This window comes from Klebsiella sp. CN_Kp075, from assembly GCF_040065055.2.
Taxonomy (GTDB): Bacteria; Pseudomonadota; Gammaproteobacteria; order Enterobacterales; family Enterobacteriaceae; genus Klebsiella; species Klebsiella aerogenes.
On sequence record NZ_CM198050.1, the window covers coordinates 21,654 to 36,697 of the forward strand.

At 57.6% G+C, this 15,044-nt stretch carries 16 protein-coding genes; 10 read left to right on the forward strand and 6 right to left on the reverse strand.

The window, feature by feature from the left end; translation table 11 throughout:
* The first annotated feature begins 21 nt into the window (after positions 1 to 21).
* The 5 genes from ABLV78_RS00100 to ABLV78_RS00120 all read left to right on the forward strand — a co-directional run bounded on the left by ABLV78_RS00100 (position 22) and on the right by ABLV78_RS00120 (position 4,246).
* On the forward strand, positions 22 to 1,644 hold the full coding sequence (locus tag ABLV78_RS00100) for an alpha-glucoside-specific PTS transporter subunit IIBC (RefSeq protein ID WP_047044625.1): 1,623 nt from the start codon (positions 22 to 24) through the stop codon (positions 1,642 to 1,644).
* A complete protein-coding gene (locus tag ABLV78_RS00105; RefSeq protein ID WP_047044628.1) occupies positions 1,641 to 2,963 on the forward strand; it encodes a 6-phospho-alpha-glucosidase in 1,323 nt (440 codons plus the stop codon). Before ABLV78_RS00100 ends, ABLV78_RS00105 begins: the two co-directional genes overlap by 4 nt.
* 98 nt (positions 2,964 to 3,061) lie before the next feature.
* Complete coding sequence (locus tag ABLV78_RS00110; protein WP_015369053.1) at positions 3,062 to 3,409, forward strand: YidH family protein; 348 nt, start codon at positions 3,062 to 3,064, stop codon at positions 3,407 to 3,409.
* Positions 3,399 to 3,761, forward strand: a complete 363-nt coding sequence (locus ABLV78_RS00115) for a DUF202 domain-containing protein (protein WP_015369054.1) — start codon at positions 3,399 to 3,401, stop codon at positions 3,759 to 3,761. Before ABLV78_RS00110 ends, ABLV78_RS00115 begins: the two co-directional genes overlap by 11 nt.
* On the forward strand, positions 3,758 to 4,246 hold the full coding sequence (locus ABLV78_RS00120) for a radical SAM protein (protein WP_047044633.1): 489 nt from the start codon (positions 3,758 to 3,760) through the stop codon (positions 4,244 to 4,246). Before ABLV78_RS00115 ends, ABLV78_RS00120 begins: the two co-directional genes overlap by 4 nt.
* Here ABLV78_RS00120 and dsdA read toward each other — a convergent pair.
* Entirely contained in the window at positions 4,243 to 5,571 is a 1,329-nt protein-coding gene (dsdA, locus tag ABLV78_RS00125) for a D-serine ammonia-lyase (protein WP_047044636.1), read from the reverse strand. The two genes, ABLV78_RS00120 and dsdA, sit on opposite strands and share 4 nt — an antisense overlap.
* Before the next feature lie 16 nt (positions 5,572 to 5,587).
* Positions 5,588 to 6,925, reverse strand: a complete 1,338-nt coding sequence (gene dsdX, locus ABLV78_RS00130; RefSeq protein WP_047044639.1) for a D-serine transporter DsdX — start codon at positions 6,923 to 6,925, stop codon at positions 5,588 to 5,590.
* Between the two features lie 223 nt (positions 6,926 to 7,148).
* On the opposite strand from dsdX, the gene dsdC reads away from it, so the two are divergent.
* A complete protein-coding gene (dsdC, locus tag ABLV78_RS00135; RefSeq protein WP_045395944.1) occupies positions 7,149 to 8,072 on the forward strand; it encodes a DNA-binding transcriptional regulator DsdC in 924 nt (307 codons plus the stop codon).
* A 577-nt stretch (positions 8,073 to 8,649) separates the two neighbouring features.
* On the opposite strand, the gene emrD is transcribed toward dsdC, so the two are convergent.
* From emrD to tisB, 4 genes are all read right to left on the reverse strand, one after another.
* Complete coding sequence (gene emrD, locus ABLV78_RS00140) at positions 8,650 to 9,834, reverse strand: multidrug efflux MFS transporter EmrD (RefSeq protein ID WP_047044642.1); 1,185 nt, start codon at positions 9,832 to 9,834, stop codon at positions 8,650 to 8,652.
* Between the two features lie 175 nt (positions 9,835 to 10,009).
* Positions 10,010 to 10,843, reverse strand: a complete 834-nt coding sequence (locus tag ABLV78_RS00145) for an EamA family transporter (protein ID WP_047044645.1) — start codon at positions 10,841 to 10,843, stop codon at positions 10,010 to 10,012.
* Positions 10,844 to 10,910: 67 nt separating this feature from the next.
* A complete protein-coding gene (locus tag ABLV78_RS00150; protein ID WP_047044648.1) occupies positions 10,911 to 11,357 on the reverse strand; it encodes a GNAT family N-acetyltransferase in 447 nt (148 codons plus the stop codon).
* An 89-nt stretch (positions 11,358 to 11,446) separates the two neighbouring features.
* On the reverse strand, positions 11,447 to 11,566 hold the full coding sequence (gene tisB / locus ABLV78_RS00155; protein ID WP_004145059.1) for a type I toxin-antitoxin system toxin TisB: 120 nt from the start codon (positions 11,564 to 11,566) through the stop codon (positions 11,447 to 11,449).
* Between the two features lie 551 nt (positions 11,567 to 12,117).
* Here tisB and ivbL point away from each other — a divergent pair.
* From ivbL to uhpA, 4 genes are all read left to right on the forward strand, one after another.
* Complete coding sequence (ivbL, locus tag ABLV78_RS00160; protein ID WP_016162016.1) at positions 12,118 to 12,213, forward strand: ilvB operon leader peptide IvbL; 96 nt, start codon at positions 12,118 to 12,120, stop codon at positions 12,211 to 12,213.
* A 104-nt stretch (positions 12,214 to 12,317) separates the two neighbouring features.
* On the forward strand, positions 12,318 to 14,006 hold the full coding sequence (ilvB, locus tag ABLV78_RS00165) for an acetolactate synthase large subunit (RefSeq protein WP_047044651.1): 1,689 nt from the start codon (positions 12,318 to 12,320) through the stop codon (positions 14,004 to 14,006).
* 3 nt (positions 14,007 to 14,009) lie between these two features.
* Entirely contained in the window at positions 14,010 to 14,297 is a 288-nt protein-coding gene (ilvN, locus tag ABLV78_RS00170) for an acetolactate synthase small subunit (RefSeq protein ID WP_016162014.1), read from the forward strand.
* A gap of 150 nt (positions 14,298 to 14,447) precedes the next feature.
* Positions 14,448 to 15,041, forward strand: coding sequence for a response regulator transcription factor UhpA (gene uhpA, locus ABLV78_RS00175; protein ID WP_015369064.1), 594 nt, complete (start codon positions 14,448 to 14,450; stop codon positions 15,039 to 15,041).
* Positions 15,042 to 15,044 lie beyond the last annotated feature (3 nt).

Sequence of the window (15,044 nt, forward strand, 5' to 3'; positions counted from 1 at the left end):
TTGTTACATGAGGATTTTCAAATGCTCAGTCAAATACAACGCTTTGGCGGCGCCATGTTTACCCCGGTTTTGCTGTTCCCATTCGCCGGGATTGTGGTGGGTATCGCCATTATGCTGCGTAATCCGATGTTTGTCGGCGAAGCGCTCACCGCACCCGATAGCCTGTTCGCGCAAATTGTTCACATCATTGAAGAGGGCGGCTGGACCGTCTTTCGTAATATGCCGCTGATTTTCGCCGTCGGCCTGCCGATTGGCCTGGCGAAGCAGGCCCAGGGCCGGGCCTGCCTGGCGGTACTGGTCAGTTTTCTTACCTGGAACTACTTCATCAACGCCATGGGGATGACCTGGGGCCACTTCTTCGGCGTTGATTTCACCCTGGATCCCACGGCGGGAAGCGGCCTGACGATGATTGCCGGGATTAAAACCCTGGATACCAGCATTATCGGGGCCATTGTGATCTCCGGCATCGTCACCGCGCTGCACAATCGTTACTTCGATAAACCGCTGCCGGTGTTCCTCGGTATTTTTCAGGGATCGTCGTTCGTGGTGATAGTTGCTTTTCTCGCGATGATCCCTTGTGCCTGGCTTACGCTGCTCGGCTGGCCGAAGGTACAGATGGGGATTGAGTCGCTACAGGCTTTCCTGCGCTCAGCCGGCGCGCTCGGGGTGTGGGTTTACATCTTTCTTGAGCGCATTTTGATCCCGACCGGCCTTCATCACTTTGTCTATGGGCCATTTATCTTTGGTCCGGCGGTAGTGGAAGGCGGCATCCAGGTCTACTGGGCGCAGCATCTGCAGGAATTTAGCCAGAGCGTTGAACCGTTGAAAGCGCTGTTCCCTGAGGGCGGTTTTGCGCTGCATGGCAATTCGAAAGTATTTGGTTCGGTGGGTATTGCGCTGGCGCTTTACTTCACCGCCGCGCCGCAAAACCGGGTGAAGGTCGCCGGTTTGCTGATCCCCGCCACCCTGACCGCGGTGCTGGTGGGCATTACCGAGCCACTCGAGTTTACCTTCTTGTTTATCTCACCGCTGCTATTTGCCGTGCATGCGCTGCTGGCGGCCACCATGGCGACGGTGATGTATATCTGCGGCGTCGTGGGGAACTTCGGCGGCGGCCTGCTCGATCAGTTCCTGCCGCAAAACTGGATCCCGATGTTCCATCACCACGCGTCGATGATGTTTATCCAGATAGGCATCGGCCTCTGCTTTACCGGCATCTACTTCGTCATCTTCCGCACCCTGATCCTACGCCTGAACCTGAAAACACCGGGTCGCGAAGACAGTGAAATCAAGCTTTACAGCAAAGCGGATTATCAGGAGGCGCGCGGTAAAACCAGCGTGGCGGCAGCTGCGGAAAACAAGCTGGGCCAGGCCGCCGGCTTCCTGCAGGCGCTGGGCGGGGCCGGCAATATTGAAAGCATCAATAACTGCGCCACCCGACTGCGTATCGCGCTGGTGGATATGGCGAAAACGCAAAGCGACGAGGTGTTTAAAGCGCTCGGCGCTCACGGCGTGGTCCGCCGCGGCAACGGCATTCAGGTCATTGTTGGTCTGCATGTCCCGCAGGTTCGCGACCAGCTGGAAACCTTAATGAAAGATTCTTTATCGACCGAACACACCACCATGACGGAGGCAGTATCATGAAAAAATTCTCAGTTGTTATCGCAGGCGGCGGCAGCACCTTTACCCCTGGCATCGTTTTAATGCTGTTGGCAAACCGCGATCGTTTCCCGCTGCGGGCGCTAAAATTTTATGACAACGACGGCGCGCGTCAGGAGACTATCGCCGAAGCCTGTAAAATTAGCCTCAAAGAACAGGCGCCAGAGATTGAGTTCAGCTACACCACCGACCCGCAGGCCGCCTTTAGCGATGTCGACTTCGTGATGGCGCACATCCGCGTCGGCAAATACCCGATGCGCGAGCAAGATGAAAAAATACCGCTGCGCCACGGCGTGTTGGGTCAGGAAACCTGCGGACCGGGCGGGATTGCCTATGGTATGCGCTCTATCGGCGGCGTGCTGGAGTTGGTGGATTACATGGAAAAATATTCGCCAAACGCCTGGATGCTCAACTACTCCAACCCGGCGGCGATAGTGGCTGAAGCCACCCGTCGCCTGCGGCCTAATGCTAAAATTCTCAATATTTGCGATATGCCGATCGGCATTGAAGGGCGGATGGCGCAAATCGTCGGGCTGAAAGACCGCAAACAGATGCGCGTGCGTTACTACGGCCTGAATCACTTCGGCTGGTGGACCTCGATTGAAGATCTCGATGGCAACGATTTGATGCCGAAACTGCGCGAGTATGTGGCGAAATACGGCTATGTACCGCCATCGAACGACCCGCACACCGAAGCCAGCTGGAACGATACGTTTGCCAAAGCGAAAGATGTACAGGCGCTGGATCCGCAAACGATGCCAAACACTTACCTGAAATATTATCTGTTCCCGGATTACGTGGTCGCGCACTCCAACCCGGAGCGTACCCGCGCGAATGAGGTAATGGATCATCGGGAGAAAAACGTCTTTAGCGCCTGCCGGGCGATTATTGCCGCCGGTAAATCTTCCGCGGGCGATCTGGAGATCGACGAACACGCGTCGTATATCGTCGATTTAGCGACGGCTATCGCCTTTAACACTCAGGAACGAATGTTGTTGATTGTGCCGAACAATGGCGCAATCCATAACTTTGATGCCGACGCGATGGTAGAGATCCCTTGTCTGGTCGGTCATAACGGACCGGAGCCGTTGACGGTGGGCGATATTCCGCATTTCCAGAAAGGGATGATGAGCCAGCAGGTGGCGGTGGAAAAACTGGTGGTGGATGCGTGGGAGCAGCGTTCATATCACAAGCTGTGGCAGGCGATTACGCTATCGAAAACCGTACCGAGCGCCTCGGTGGCGAAAGCGATCCTCGATGACCTGATTGCCGCCAATAAAGCGTACTGGCCTGAGCTGCATTAACCCTCGCTTTACCGGCATCCATCGGGTGCCGGTTCTTCTCTCCTGTTCGTGATTTAGGCTATGCTGTGGCCTGCTTGCGTGACGAACAAGGACTGCTGATGAAAATTTCCCGCATTGGCGAAGCGCCGGATTACCGCTTTTCGCTGGCCAATGAACGCACCTTTCTGGCGTGGATCCGTACGGCGCTCGGCTTTCTCGCCGCGGGCGTCGGGCTCGATCAGCTGGCGCCGGATTTTGCCACTCCGCTTATTCGCGAAGTGCTGGCGCTGCTGCTGTGCCTGTTTGCCGGCGGGCTGGCGGTGTATGGCTATCTGCGCTGGTTGAGTAACGAAAAGGCGATGCGCCTGAAGCAGGATCTCCCCTATACCCGTACGCTGCTGGTTATTAGCGTCCTGCTGCTGGCGGTCGTGGCGGCGGTGATGCTGCTGGTGCTGTATGGCGGATAAACGCCGGGCGCGGCGGGAGAACGATCCCGGTTTACAGCCGGAGCGCACCTCGCTGGCGTGGTTCCGTACTCTGCTTGGCTACGGGGCGCTGATGGCGCTGGCGATTAAGCACAACTGGCATAGCGCCGGGCTGGCGTTCTGGATATCGATTGGCGTACTGGCTGTGGTGGCGATCGTTCTCTGGCGCTACACCCGCAGCCGCCATTTAATGGATGTTGCCGAGAGCGATTTTTTGCAGCCGGGAGCAGTTCGTGACAAATTTTTGATCTCCCTCGCAGTGCTTTCGCTGTCATTATTGTTTGCTGTAACGCATCTACGGCAGATCATTTTATTTCTTAAGGATGTGACATGACAGGATGTCGGACAGAATGCCACTCCCTCGCTCACAACGAACCGGCAGTACAGGAGGTGAAAGTTTATCGCCACCATTGCCAGCAACCGCAGCAGCTATATCGGGAGCTACGCGCGCAGGGCGTGCGCGCCGTTCGTTTTATTCCGCAGCTCAGAGCGGAAGATGCCAATGCATGGGGAAACTTCCTTTGCGCCATTTTCCATATCTGGGCGCGGGAAGATATTGGCCGCATAACGATTACGTTGTTTGAGGAAACCCTGCGTATCTGGTGCGGCGAACCGCTGCGCGAACAGCGGCAGGTGGCCGCCAATAGCGCCTGTTTTGTCTGTGCATGGCGGAGGCTGTGCGCGGGCGACGACGACCCGCTCTGTGAAGGCTACCGCCAGTTCTATGTCGCCAGCGCCCCCTGTATGCGGGTTATGCGCGATCTGCGTAAACAGCAGCGGTCACCGGGCGAACTGATGCCGCTGCTGCGAGCGATTTAACGTCCCTTCGCCAGATACTGCGCCATCTCTTCTTCCGGCACCATACCGCCGCCGGTCGCCCATACCAGGTGGGTGGCCTGACGTAGCTGTTCGTCGCTCAGTCCTTGTAGCTGATGGTACGCTTTACTGGCGCAGACGCGCTGCGGCCCTGCCATCCCGGCCAGCGCGGACGGCTCAAGGCGAATGTTTTCCGCCGTTGCCAGCCAGCCCAGCATGTCGTACATCGTTTGATCGTCAAGGGTATACAGGCCGTCGAGCAGGCGCTCCATCGCCCGGCCAACGAAGCCGGAAGCGCGGCCGACCGCCAGACCATCGGCGGCGGTCAGGTTATCAATCCCTAAATCCTGCACCGCAATCTGGTCATGGAGCCCGGTGTAAATGCCGAGCAGCATACAGGGCGAATGGGTCGGTTCGGCGAACAGACAGTGAACGTGGTCGCCAAACGCCAGTTTCAGGCCGAATGCGACGCCCCCGGGGCCGCCGCCAACGCCGCATGGCAGATAGACGAACAGCGGGTGATCGGCATCGACCACGCGTCCTGCTTGGGCAAACTGCGCTTTCAGGCGTTCGCCGGCCACGGCATAGCCGAGGAACAGCGTGCGCGAGTTTTCATCGTCGATGAAGAAACAGTTCGGGTCGGATTCCGCCGCCTTGCGCCCCTGTTCGACCGCCACGCCGTAATCTTCTTCATACTCAACGACCGTTACGCCGTGGCTGCGCAGTTTGGCCTTTTTCCATGCGCGGGCATCCGCCGACATATGCACCGTGACCTTAAAACCGATGCGCGCGCTCATGATGCCGATCGACATACCGAGGTTGCCGGTAGAACCGACGGCGATGCTGTACTGGCTGAAGAACTGTTTGAATTCCGGCGTCAGCAATTTGCGATAATCATCTGCGATGGTGAGCAGCCCGGCTTCCAGCGCCAGCTTTTCCGCATGGGTCAGCACTTCATAAATGCCGCCGCGCGCCTTAATGGAACCCGAAATCGGCAGGTGGCTATCTTTTTTCAGTAACAGATCGCCATTAATCGGCTGATTGAATTGTTGCTCGAGGCGGCGTTTCATTGCCGGAATGGCAACCACTTCTGATTCGATAATCCCGCCGGTGGCGGCCGTTTCCGGAAAGGCTTCCGCCAGATACGGCGCGAAGCGCTGCAGGCGTTCGTGAGCGTCTTTTACATCTGCGGCGGTCAGGCCGACATAGGGCAAACCTTGCGCCAGCGTCGTCGTCGCCGGGTTAAACCAGGTGGTTTCTTTCAGCGCGATCAGCTCCTGCACAAGCGGGAAGGTCGCGGTTAATTGGGTCAGGTCAGCGTTTTTCATATTACGTCTCGTTCGCTTAGATGATGAAAGAAAGCAGGAAGGTGGCGGCGAGTGCAAGTAAAGAAGCGATAAATGTCGCCGTCGTATAATACTTGAACGTTTCGCTGAGGCTTGCGCCACAGTATTGTTTCACCAGCCAGAACAGGGAATCCGTTACGATCGTGCAGCCAATGGCGCCGGAACCGATGGCAATAGCGATGATCTCCGGACTTACGCCGGGATACAGCGGCAGCATCGGGGCGACGATAGCGGTGGCGCCCATCATGGCTACGGTAGCGGAACCGACGGCGGCGTGAAGGATCAGCGCCACCAGCCAGGCCAGCAGAATCGGATGCATATGCAGATTCGAGAGGATCACCGCCAGGCTATCGGCCAGGCCGCTGGATTTCAAAATCGCGTTGAACGCGCCGCCCGCGCCAATAATCAGCAGAATATTAGCAATCGATCCGAAGCCGTTTTCAGTATGAGTCAGCAGGACGCCCATCCCCATCTGGCGACGAATACCGAGAATGTAATAAGCGACAAAAACGGCAATAAACATCGCGGTGATCGGGTTGCCGATAAATTCCAGCAACATATACAGCGTGCCGCCTTTAGTCATGTTCAATTCAGCGACGGTTTTCACCAGCATCAGCCCAATCGGTAGCAGCACGGTAAATAGCGTAGCGCCGAGCGAGGGCAGCGTCGATTCTTCGCGTACTTCAAGGTTAGAAAACTCGGTCGGCACCGGTTTAAACGGCAGGCGGTTGCCGAGCAGCTTGAGGAACAATGGGCCGCCAACCAGCGAGGCAATCAGGCCCACCAGCAGGCCATAGACGATGACCGTACCGATATCTGCGCCGAGTTTATTCGCCACGAACAGCGCAGCCGGATGCGGCGGCACCACGCAATGCACCGCCATCAGCGCGGTACACAGGGGGATGGCCAGCTTCAGCAGCGAGGTATTGGTTTTTTTGGCAATGGAGAACGCCAGCGGGATTAGCAGCACCACGCCGACTTCAACAAACAGCGTAATACCGCAGATCAGGCCAACCAGCACCATAATTACGTCCGCCGACAACCAGCGACAGCGCTGTAGCGCCAGGCCGATGCGTTCCGCCGCGCCGGAGACTTCCATCATCTTCCCGAGGATGGTACCGAGACCGATCACCGCCGCCAGGAAGCCAAGCGTACCGCCAATACCGCTCTCAATGGCGTTGACCATATCCAGCGGCCCCATGCCCATCATCGCGCCGACGAAAAAGCTCGCCAGCAGGAGCGCCAGAAACGGATGAAACTTCAGTTTGACGATCGTTAAAACGATTAACACGATACTGATAAATAGCGTGCCTACCACCCAGATTTGAGATTCCATACCCCACCTCGCCGTAAATAACGTGTGGTTATTGAACAGAAAAGCGACATAGGCTGACAAACGATAAAAATCGCCTTTCAGGTGATCCAAATTGATGCAAAAGCGTGATTTGGTTCTTAAATAGCCCGTTAAATGTGTATTGGGTCACTTTTATTCATCTTTCAGGCGCGCTCCGGCTGCGTTTTTTTTACACTTACCGGCAAAGAAAAGGCGAGGAATTGTGATGGATGTGATGAAAGAGATAGGCAATCGGCTGCTGAACGGCTGGCAGTTGTCAAAGCTGTACACCTTTGAAGTCGCGGCTCGCCATGAGTCCTTTGCACTGGCGGCGGAAGAGCTGTCGCTGACGCCGAGCGCCGTTAGCCATCGCATCAACCAGCTGGAAGAAGAGCTGGGTATTCAGCTATTTATACGTTCGCACCGCAGGGTGGAGCTGACCCGCGAGGGGCGGCGGGTATTCTGGGCGTTGAAATCCTCGCTGGATAGCCTTAACCAGGAGATTCTGGATATTAAAAATCAGGAGCTCTCCGGCACGCTGACGGTGTACTCGCGCCCGTCGATCGCGCAGTGCTGGCTGGTACCGGCGTTGGGCGATTTCACTCGCCGCTATCCGTCTATCTCGCTGACTGTGCTCACCGGCAACGATAACGTCAATCTACAGCGCGCGGGTATCGATCTGGCAATCTATTTTGATGACGCGCCGTCAACACAGCTCAGCCATCATTTTCTGATGGATGAAGCGATCGTGCCGGTATGTACGCCGAAATACGCGCAACAGCAGCAGTTAATCCACAATCCAGGCAATCTGCGCTACTGCACGTTACTCCATGACCGCCAGGCATGGAGCAATGATTCCGGCACCGATGAGTGGTTCAGCTGGGCGCAGCAATTTGCAATTGAATTGCCGCAATCGTCGGGTATCGGCTTCGATCGTTCTGATTTAGCGGTGATTGCGGCGATGAATGACGTCGGGGTAGCGATGGGGCGTAAACGGCTGGTGCAGAAGCGGTTAGAGAGCGGGGAGCTTATCGCGCCGTTCGGCGACATGACGCTGAAGTGTCACCAGCACTACTATGTGACGACCCTGCCGGGCCGTCAGTGGCCGAAAATCGACGCCTTTATCGAATGGCTGCACAGTCTGACATAGGGTAAAAGCCGCTATCCGGGGGATTTCCCTGCTTGCGCTGCGCTTAGCAGGGCTACGGTTCTACGGAACCCACCGCCGGGGCCTTCATCAGAACGGTAGCCCGGATAAGGCGTAAGCCGCTATCCGGGGGATTTCCCTGCTTGCGCTACGCTTAGCAGGGCTACGGTTCTACGGAACCCACCGTCGGGGGCCTTCATCAGAACGGTAGCCCGGATAAGGCGTAAGCCGCTATCCGGGGATTTCCCAGCTTGCGCTACGCTTAGCAGGGCTACGGTTCTGCGCAACCCACCGCCGGGGGCCTTCATCAGAACGGTAGCCCGGATAAGGCGTAAGCCGCTATCCGGGGATTTCCCTGCTTGCGCTACGCTTAGCAGGGCTACGGTTCTCCGAAACCCACCGCCGGGGGCCTTCATCAGAACGGTAGCCCGGATAAGGCGTAAGCCGCTATCCGGGGGATTTCCCTGCTTGCGCTACGCTTAGCAGGGCTACGGTTCTACGGAACCCACCGCCGGGGGCCTTCATCAGAACGGTAGCCCGGATAAGGCGTAAGCCGCTATCCGGGGAGCGCCAGCGGCGCTTATACCGGCTGCTGGTGGCTGGTAAAGCGCGAGGCCAGCGGCAGCCAGCACAGCAGAATCAACAGCCCCATTAACATCATTAGCAGGCCGAGGCTGCTTTGCCCCGTTTGCGGCATCATCGCCGACAGCCAGGCCAGCACGCCGGAGCCGATATTCTGCAAGCCGCCAACCAGCGCGCCAGCGGTACCGGCGAGGAACGGAAATGGCTCCATCGCGCCGCTGGTAGCCAGCGGGAACAACATACCCGCGCCGAAGAAGAACAGCGCCGCAGGCACCAATAATGTCCAGACGGTCATAACGCCGAACAGCCCCGGCAACCACATCATAACTCCCGCCAGCAGGCAGCAGATAACCGACTGCCACATCAACGTTGAGAAGCGTTTATTCGGACGGCCAGCGAACCACGCGCCGAAGAACGCCGCCGGGATCGGCAGAATAAACAGAATACTGACCGCCATACTGCTCAGGCCGAGCACCGCACCCATCAGCACGCCGGAACAGGCTTCGAACACCGCAATTCCGGCCAGCCCGCCCACCAGCATCAGCAGGTAACAGTTAAAGGCGCCGGTACCGAACAGCGTTTTGTAACTGGCCAGTAGTTTCGTCCGCGGCGCGCCTTGTGGCCGCGTTTCCGGCATCCATTTCGCCATGCTGAAGGTCACGCCCGCGCACAGCACCAGTAAGAAGGCGTAGCAGGCGCGCCAGTTCCACAGGGTATCGAGGATGCCGCCGAGCAGCGGCGCAATCAGCGGGCTGACCAGTATCCCCATATTTAACAAACTGTTGGCGTGACGTAGCTGCGCGCCTTCATACAGGTCTCGCGGCAGGGTGCGCGCCATGACGCCGCCGACGCCGGTGCCCATCCCCTGCATGGCGCTGGCGGCGATCAACACCGGCAGGCTATGGGTGGTGATGGCAACCAGCGTCGCCAGCATAAAAATAGACATCCCGACGAGGATCACCGGGCGGCGGCCCACGCGGTCAGAGAGCGGGCCGTAGAACAGCTGCGAAATGCCGTACGTCAGGAGGTAGGCCGCCATTACGCTTTGTACCGCCCCTTCACGGACGTTAAGCGATACCGCCATGTCGGCGATAGCCGGAATATAAATGGTCTGCGCCATCTGGCCAACGGCCACCAGCAGTACCAGCATCAACAACAAATTGAAGTTCTTATGCCGTTTCATGTCGATGAATACTTCGTGAGCAATGAGAAATGAAGAATATGTGACTGGCACACCCCTTAAACGATGGAGGAATCTACCACAATAAAATGACAGAACAACTACATAGCACCGATTGTTGGGGAAAATTCAGGCAGGTTTTGTAAACAGGATCGGCAACTAATGTTGCCATTTTAATCTATGAGAGACGCAGCAGGATTGCTCCAGCGGCAATACCACAGGCGGCAACGATGCGCAGCGTTACCACTTGTTCCTTCAGGACGATAAATGCGATCAGCGCGCCGAACAGAATGGAGGTTTCACGCAGCGCGGCGACCACCGCCAGCGGCGCCTGAGTCATCGCCCATAGCGCCAGGCCGTAGGATCCCATGGTGCCGACGCCGCCGAGGATGCCCTTTTTCCAGTGCTGGCGTAAATAACGGCTGGCTTCGCGCCGCCGTGCCGCCATCGCCCAGCACAGCAGGCAGCAACCGTTCATAAAAAAGGTCCACAGGGTATAGCCGAGCGCCGATCCCGCCAGCCGAACCCCGGTGCCATCCACCAGCGTATAGCCCGCGATAAAACAGGCGTTGATCAGCGCCAGCATGATGCCTTTGCGGGAACTGACGCGGCCGTTGAAGGCCATTGCCAGAATCGCCAGACAGATGACGCCAATACCCAACCAGGCCAGCGGCGATAAGCGATCGCCGAGAAATATCACGCTGATAGCCGCGACCAGCAGCGGCGCGGTGCCGCGCATTAGCGGATAGGTCTGGCTCATATCCGACACCTGATAGGTCTTCGCCACCAGTACCGTATACACCACCTGTAATGCACATGACGCCACCAGATAGGGGGCGCTGGCCAGCGTCGGCTGCGGCGCGAAGGGGAGCATCACCAGGGCGATCAGCGAGGCCGACCCGCTGACGCTTATCGCCGCGTACATTTTATCGCCGCTGGCTTTGACGATAGCGTTCCAGCTGGCGTGCAGCAGTGCGGCGAACAGCAAAATGCAGAATACGGTGATGGTCATCGCAGGCAAATTCAGCAGTTAAGGTCAGCGGACTGTAACACGCGCCCGCTGCGCCAACCAGCCGCGCTTACAGCGAGCAGAACAGGCGATGCGTAACCCGAGGCTCATCGTATACCGGGCGGAAACCAAAGCGTTCATAAAAGGGCCAGGCCTGCGCCGGGGCATGGGTGTTAAGGAAATCGAACCAGGCGCCGGAATGCGTGATGACCGAGACCAGCAGCTGCTGGCCAATTCCCTGGCGGCGATGGCTATCGCCAATATAGAGATGGCGAATGCGCCCGGCCCGCGGCTGCTGGCTGAAGGGGTCGACGTTCAGACCGCAGACCCCAACTAACTGGCCACGGACGAACGCGCCCAGCAGCTTTTCACCAGGGGCGTTAAAGCGGTTTTTGCCGCTTTGCCAGTTTTCCGCCAGCCGACGCAGCATATTGAAGTGCTGTTCAAGGCTTTCGGCGCGCAGCGCGACGAACCCCGGATCATCCGGCGTCGTTGCGGCAATTAATAGCGGTGGCATGGTTCCTCCATCAAGTCATCCCGGAACGCCCGCAGGGCGCCTGCAGGGGGGCGGTTGCCCACCCCCCTCAGGTGCGACTTGAACCTGAATCAGCGGAACTGTTTCAGGACTGCATCAAGTAGTTGCAACACAGCAACCATGAGTTTCAGGATTAAAATAATAATATCCATTCCGCCCATACGCGCGTCTCCTGTGGTTAAGGAGCACAATAAGCTGACGTACCTTTCCGCTGCCTGTTGCCAGCTTATCCCTGTTCTCACAGGGGTTGCGCAGTGATGGCCGCACGGGCCGGACACGACGCATTGTTGACGTAACACAGTGTGCTCTCTCGGGGTTAAGGCACTGACGGCACCACCCGTTTCAGCCAGGACTTCGTTGCGCCGGTCAAACTTGCGGCCCCCGAATGGCACAAAGTGAACACATCCAGTATAGATAAATACTGTATGTATGAACAGTATTTTTTGGACAAATTCGCACCCGCCATCCATACTCTATGACAGAGAAATTTCGACCTTAAATTGCGCGAATTGCAGCGATCGCGTATACTTTTGTCGTTGACGTAATACAGTGTGCTTGCGGCTACCACCCGTAAAAATGCTGATAAAAACCTCGCTCCGGCGGGGTTTTTTGTTTTCTGCCGCTGATGTCGCGAATTGTGATCTTTCGCGCAAATTCTCGTGGATGAAAATAAATCCATTGTGAAAACGCAAAACCTGTGTTTGTATAAATTCAGCTTATTTTTCGACACAACAGGTCCCTAATGAACGCTGCCATGATGACTTCGACCCTACTAAAAACCGCGCCTGCCGCGGTGGTCGTCGTGTCTGTGGTGGTCGTCGTCGGCAATGCGCCGTAGGGTCCGGAACAACACGAATTCCAAACCCCGCCGGCGCAAACCGAGCGGGGTTTTTTGTTGGCGAGCCCCCCGGTAAAGTCGGCCCAGAATAAAAGGACTGGAGCATGGCAAGTTCGGGCACCACATCAAACACAATGCGCTTTACCGGCGCGCAGCTGGTTGTTCATTTACTGGAACGCCAGGGTATCACTATGGTCAGCGGCATTCCGGGCGGCTCCATCCTGCCCATCTACGATGCCTTGAGCCAAAGCACGCAGATCCGCCACATCCTGGCGCGCCACGAGCAGGGGGCGGGTTTTATCGCTCAGGGGATGGCGCGTACCGAAGGTAAACCCGCGGTCTGCATGGCCTGTAGCGGCCCTGGCGCCACCAACCTGATTACCGCCATCGCCGATGCCCGCCTCGATTCTATTCCGCTGGTCTGCATCACCGGCCAGGTTCCGGCCTCAATGATCGGCACCGATGCCTTCCAGGAAGTCGATACCTACGGCATTTCTATCCCCATCACCAAGCATAACTACCTAGTGCGCGACATCGCCGAGCTGCCGCAGGTGATGAGCGACGCCTTCCGTATTGCCCAGTCCGGGCGACCGGGCCCGGTGTGGATAGATATTCCTAAGGATGTGCAGTCGGCGACGATTGAACTGGAAACGCTGCCGGAGCCAGGCGAGCGCGCCCCGGCCCCGGCATTCGCGCCTGAAAGCGTGCGTGAAGCGGCGGCAATGATCAACGCGGCGAAACGCCCGGTACTGTATCTGGGCGGCGGCGTGATTAACGCGCCGCAGCCGATTCGGGAACTGGCGGAAAAAGCCAACCTGCCGACCACCATGACCTTAATGGCGCTGGGTATGCTGCCGAAGGCACATCCGTTGTCGCTGGGCATGCTGGGGATGCACGGCGCGCGCAGCACTAACTTTATTCTGCAAGAGGCTGATTTACTGATTGTTTTAGGCGCGCGTTTTGATGACCGGGCGATTGGCAAGACCGAGCAGTTCTGCCCGAACGCGAAGATAATTCACGTCGATATCGACCGCTCGGAGCTTGGCAAAATTAAGCAACCGCACGTAGCGATTCAGGGCGACGTGGCGGAGGTTTTAGCCCAGCTTATTCCGCAGATTGAGGCGCAGCCGCGTGATGAGTGGCGCCAGCTGGTGGCTGATTTACAAAGAGAATTCCCCTGCGCCATCCCGCAGGAAAGCGATCCGCTCTCCCATTACGGCCTGATTAACGCCGTGGCCGCCTGCGTTGATGATGAGGCGATCATCACCACCGACGTTGGCCAGCATCAGATGTGGACGGCGCAGGCCTATCCGCTCAACCGTCCGCGCCAGTGGCTGACTTCTGGCGGTCTCGGTACCATGGGCTTCGGCCTGCCGGCGGCCATCGGCGCGGCGCTGGCCAATCCACAGCGTAAGGTTATTTGCTTTTCTGGCGACGGCAGCCTGATGATGAATATTCAGGAGATGGCCACCGCTGCCGAAAATCAGCTGGATGTAAAAATTATCCTGATGAACAACGAAGCGCTGGGGCTGGTGCATCAGCAGCAGAGCCTGTTCTATCAACAGGGCGTCTTCGCCGCGACCTATCCGGGGATGATTAACTTTATGCAGATCGCCGCCGGTTTTGGTCTGCAAACCTGTGATTTAAATAACGAAGCAGATCCGCAGGCGGCGCTGCAGGCGATTATCGACCGTCCGGGTCCGGCGTTGATCCACGTGCGTATCGACGCGCAGCAGAAAGTGTATCCGATGGTACCGCCGGGTGCGGCCAATACTGAGATGGTGGGGGAATAAGCCATGCAAAAGCAACACGATAACGTCATTCTGGAACTCACCGTCCGCAACCACCCTGGCGTCATGACCCACGTCTGCGGGCTATTTGCCCGCCGCGCGTTTAACGTTGAAGGCATTCTCTGCTTGCCGATCCAGGGCAGCGAGCACAGCCGCATCTGGCTGCTGGTAAATGATGACCAGCGGCTGGGGCAGATGATTAGCCAGATTGAAAAGCTGGAAGATGTCACCAACGTGGCGCGTAACCAGTCCGATCCCACCATGTTTAACAAAATTGCGGTGTTCTTCGAATAACGCTCAAGGCTTGAACAGCTACGCGCTTACCGCTAAGGTAAGCGCCTTTGCCGGATGGCGTTGCGCTTATCCGGCCTACAGGGAGTGAATCCGTAGGCCGGATAAGGCGTTTACGCCGCCATCCGGCGCTTTCAGGCACCAGGAAACACCATGACTACCATCGCCCTTATTGACGATCATTTGATTGTCCGCTCCGGTTTTGCTCAGCTGCTGGGGCTGGAAGCTGATTTTCAGGTTGTCGCTGAATTCGGCTGTGGACGGGAGGCGCTGGCGGGGCTACCGGGGCGCGGTGTACAGGTCTGTATCTGCGATATCTCAATGCCGGATATTTCCGGACTGGAGCTGCTAAGCCAATTGCCGAAGGGGATGGCGACCATCATGCTGTCGGTGCACGATAGCCCGGCGCTGATCGAGCAGGCGCTGAACGCCGGCGCGCGCGGCTTCCTGTCGAAACGCTGCAGTCCGGATGAACTTATCGCCGCGGTCCGCACGGTGGCGGCGGGCGGTTGCTATCTCACGCCGGATATCGCCATGAAGCTGGCTGCAGGGCGCCAGGATCCGCTCACCAAACGTGAACGCCAGGTGGCGGAAAAGCTGGCGCAGGGCATGGCGGTGAAAGAGATCGCCGCCGAGCTCGGCTTGTCGCCGAAAACCGTTCACGTTCACCGCGCCAACCTGCTGGAAAAACTGGGCGTCAGTAACGACGTTGAGCTGGCGCGCCGTATGTTCGATAGCTGGCAATGAAGG

Bases quoted from the DNA above. Each gene is read 5' to 3' on its own strand.
- ABLV78_RS00100 (WP_047044625.1), top strand. From the start codon at position 22: ATGCTCAGTCAAATACAACGCTTTGGCGGCGCCATGTTTACCCCGGTT.
- ABLV78_RS00105 (WP_047044628.1), top strand. From the start codon at position 1,641: ATGAAAAAATTCTCAGTTGTTATCGCAGGCGGCGGCAGCACCTTTACC.
- ABLV78_RS00110 (WP_015369053.1), top strand. From the start codon at position 3,062: ATGAAAATTTCCCGCATTGGCGAAGCGCCGGATTACCGCTTTTCGCTG.
- ABLV78_RS00115 (WP_015369054.1), top strand. From the start codon at position 3,399: ATGGCGGATAAACGCCGGGCGCGGCGGGAGAACGATCCCGGTTTACAG.
- ABLV78_RS00120 (WP_047044633.1), top strand. From the start codon at position 3,758: ATGACAGGATGTCGGACAGAATGCCACTCCCTCGCTCACAACGAACCG.
- dsdA (WP_047044636.1), bottom strand. From the start codon at position 5,571: ATGAAAAACGCTGACCTGACCCAATTAACCGCGACCTTCCCGCTTGTG.
- dsdX (WP_047044639.1), bottom strand. From the start codon at position 6,925: ATGGAATCTCAAATCTGGGTGGTAGGCACGCTATTTATCAGTATCGTG.
- dsdC (WP_045395944.1), top strand. From the start codon at position 7,149: ATGGATGTGATGAAAGAGATAGGCAATCGGCTGCTGAACGGCTGGCAG.
- emrD (WP_047044642.1), bottom strand. From the start codon at position 9,834: ATGAAACGGCATAAGAACTTCAATTTGTTGTTGATGCTGGTACTGCTG.
- ABLV78_RS00145 (WP_047044645.1), bottom strand. From the start codon at position 10,843: ATGACCATCACCGTATTCTGCATTTTGCTGTTCGCCGCACTGCTGCAC.
- ABLV78_RS00150 (WP_047044648.1), bottom strand. From the start codon at position 11,357: ATGCCACCGCTATTAATTGCCGCAACGACGCCGGATGATCCGGGGTTC.
- ivbL (WP_016162016.1), top strand. From the start codon at position 12,118: ATGAACGCTGCCATGATGACTTCGACCCTACTAAAAACCGCGCCTGCC.
- ilvB (WP_047044651.1), top strand. From the start codon at position 12,318: ATGGCAAGTTCGGGCACCACATCAAACACAATGCGCTTTACCGGCGCG.
- ilvN (WP_016162014.1), top strand. From the start codon at position 14,010: ATGCAAAAGCAACACGATAACGTCATTCTGGAACTCACCGTCCGCAAC.
- uhpA (WP_015369064.1), top strand. From the start codon at position 14,448: ATGACTACCATCGCCCTTATTGACGATCATTTGATTGTCCGCTCCGGT.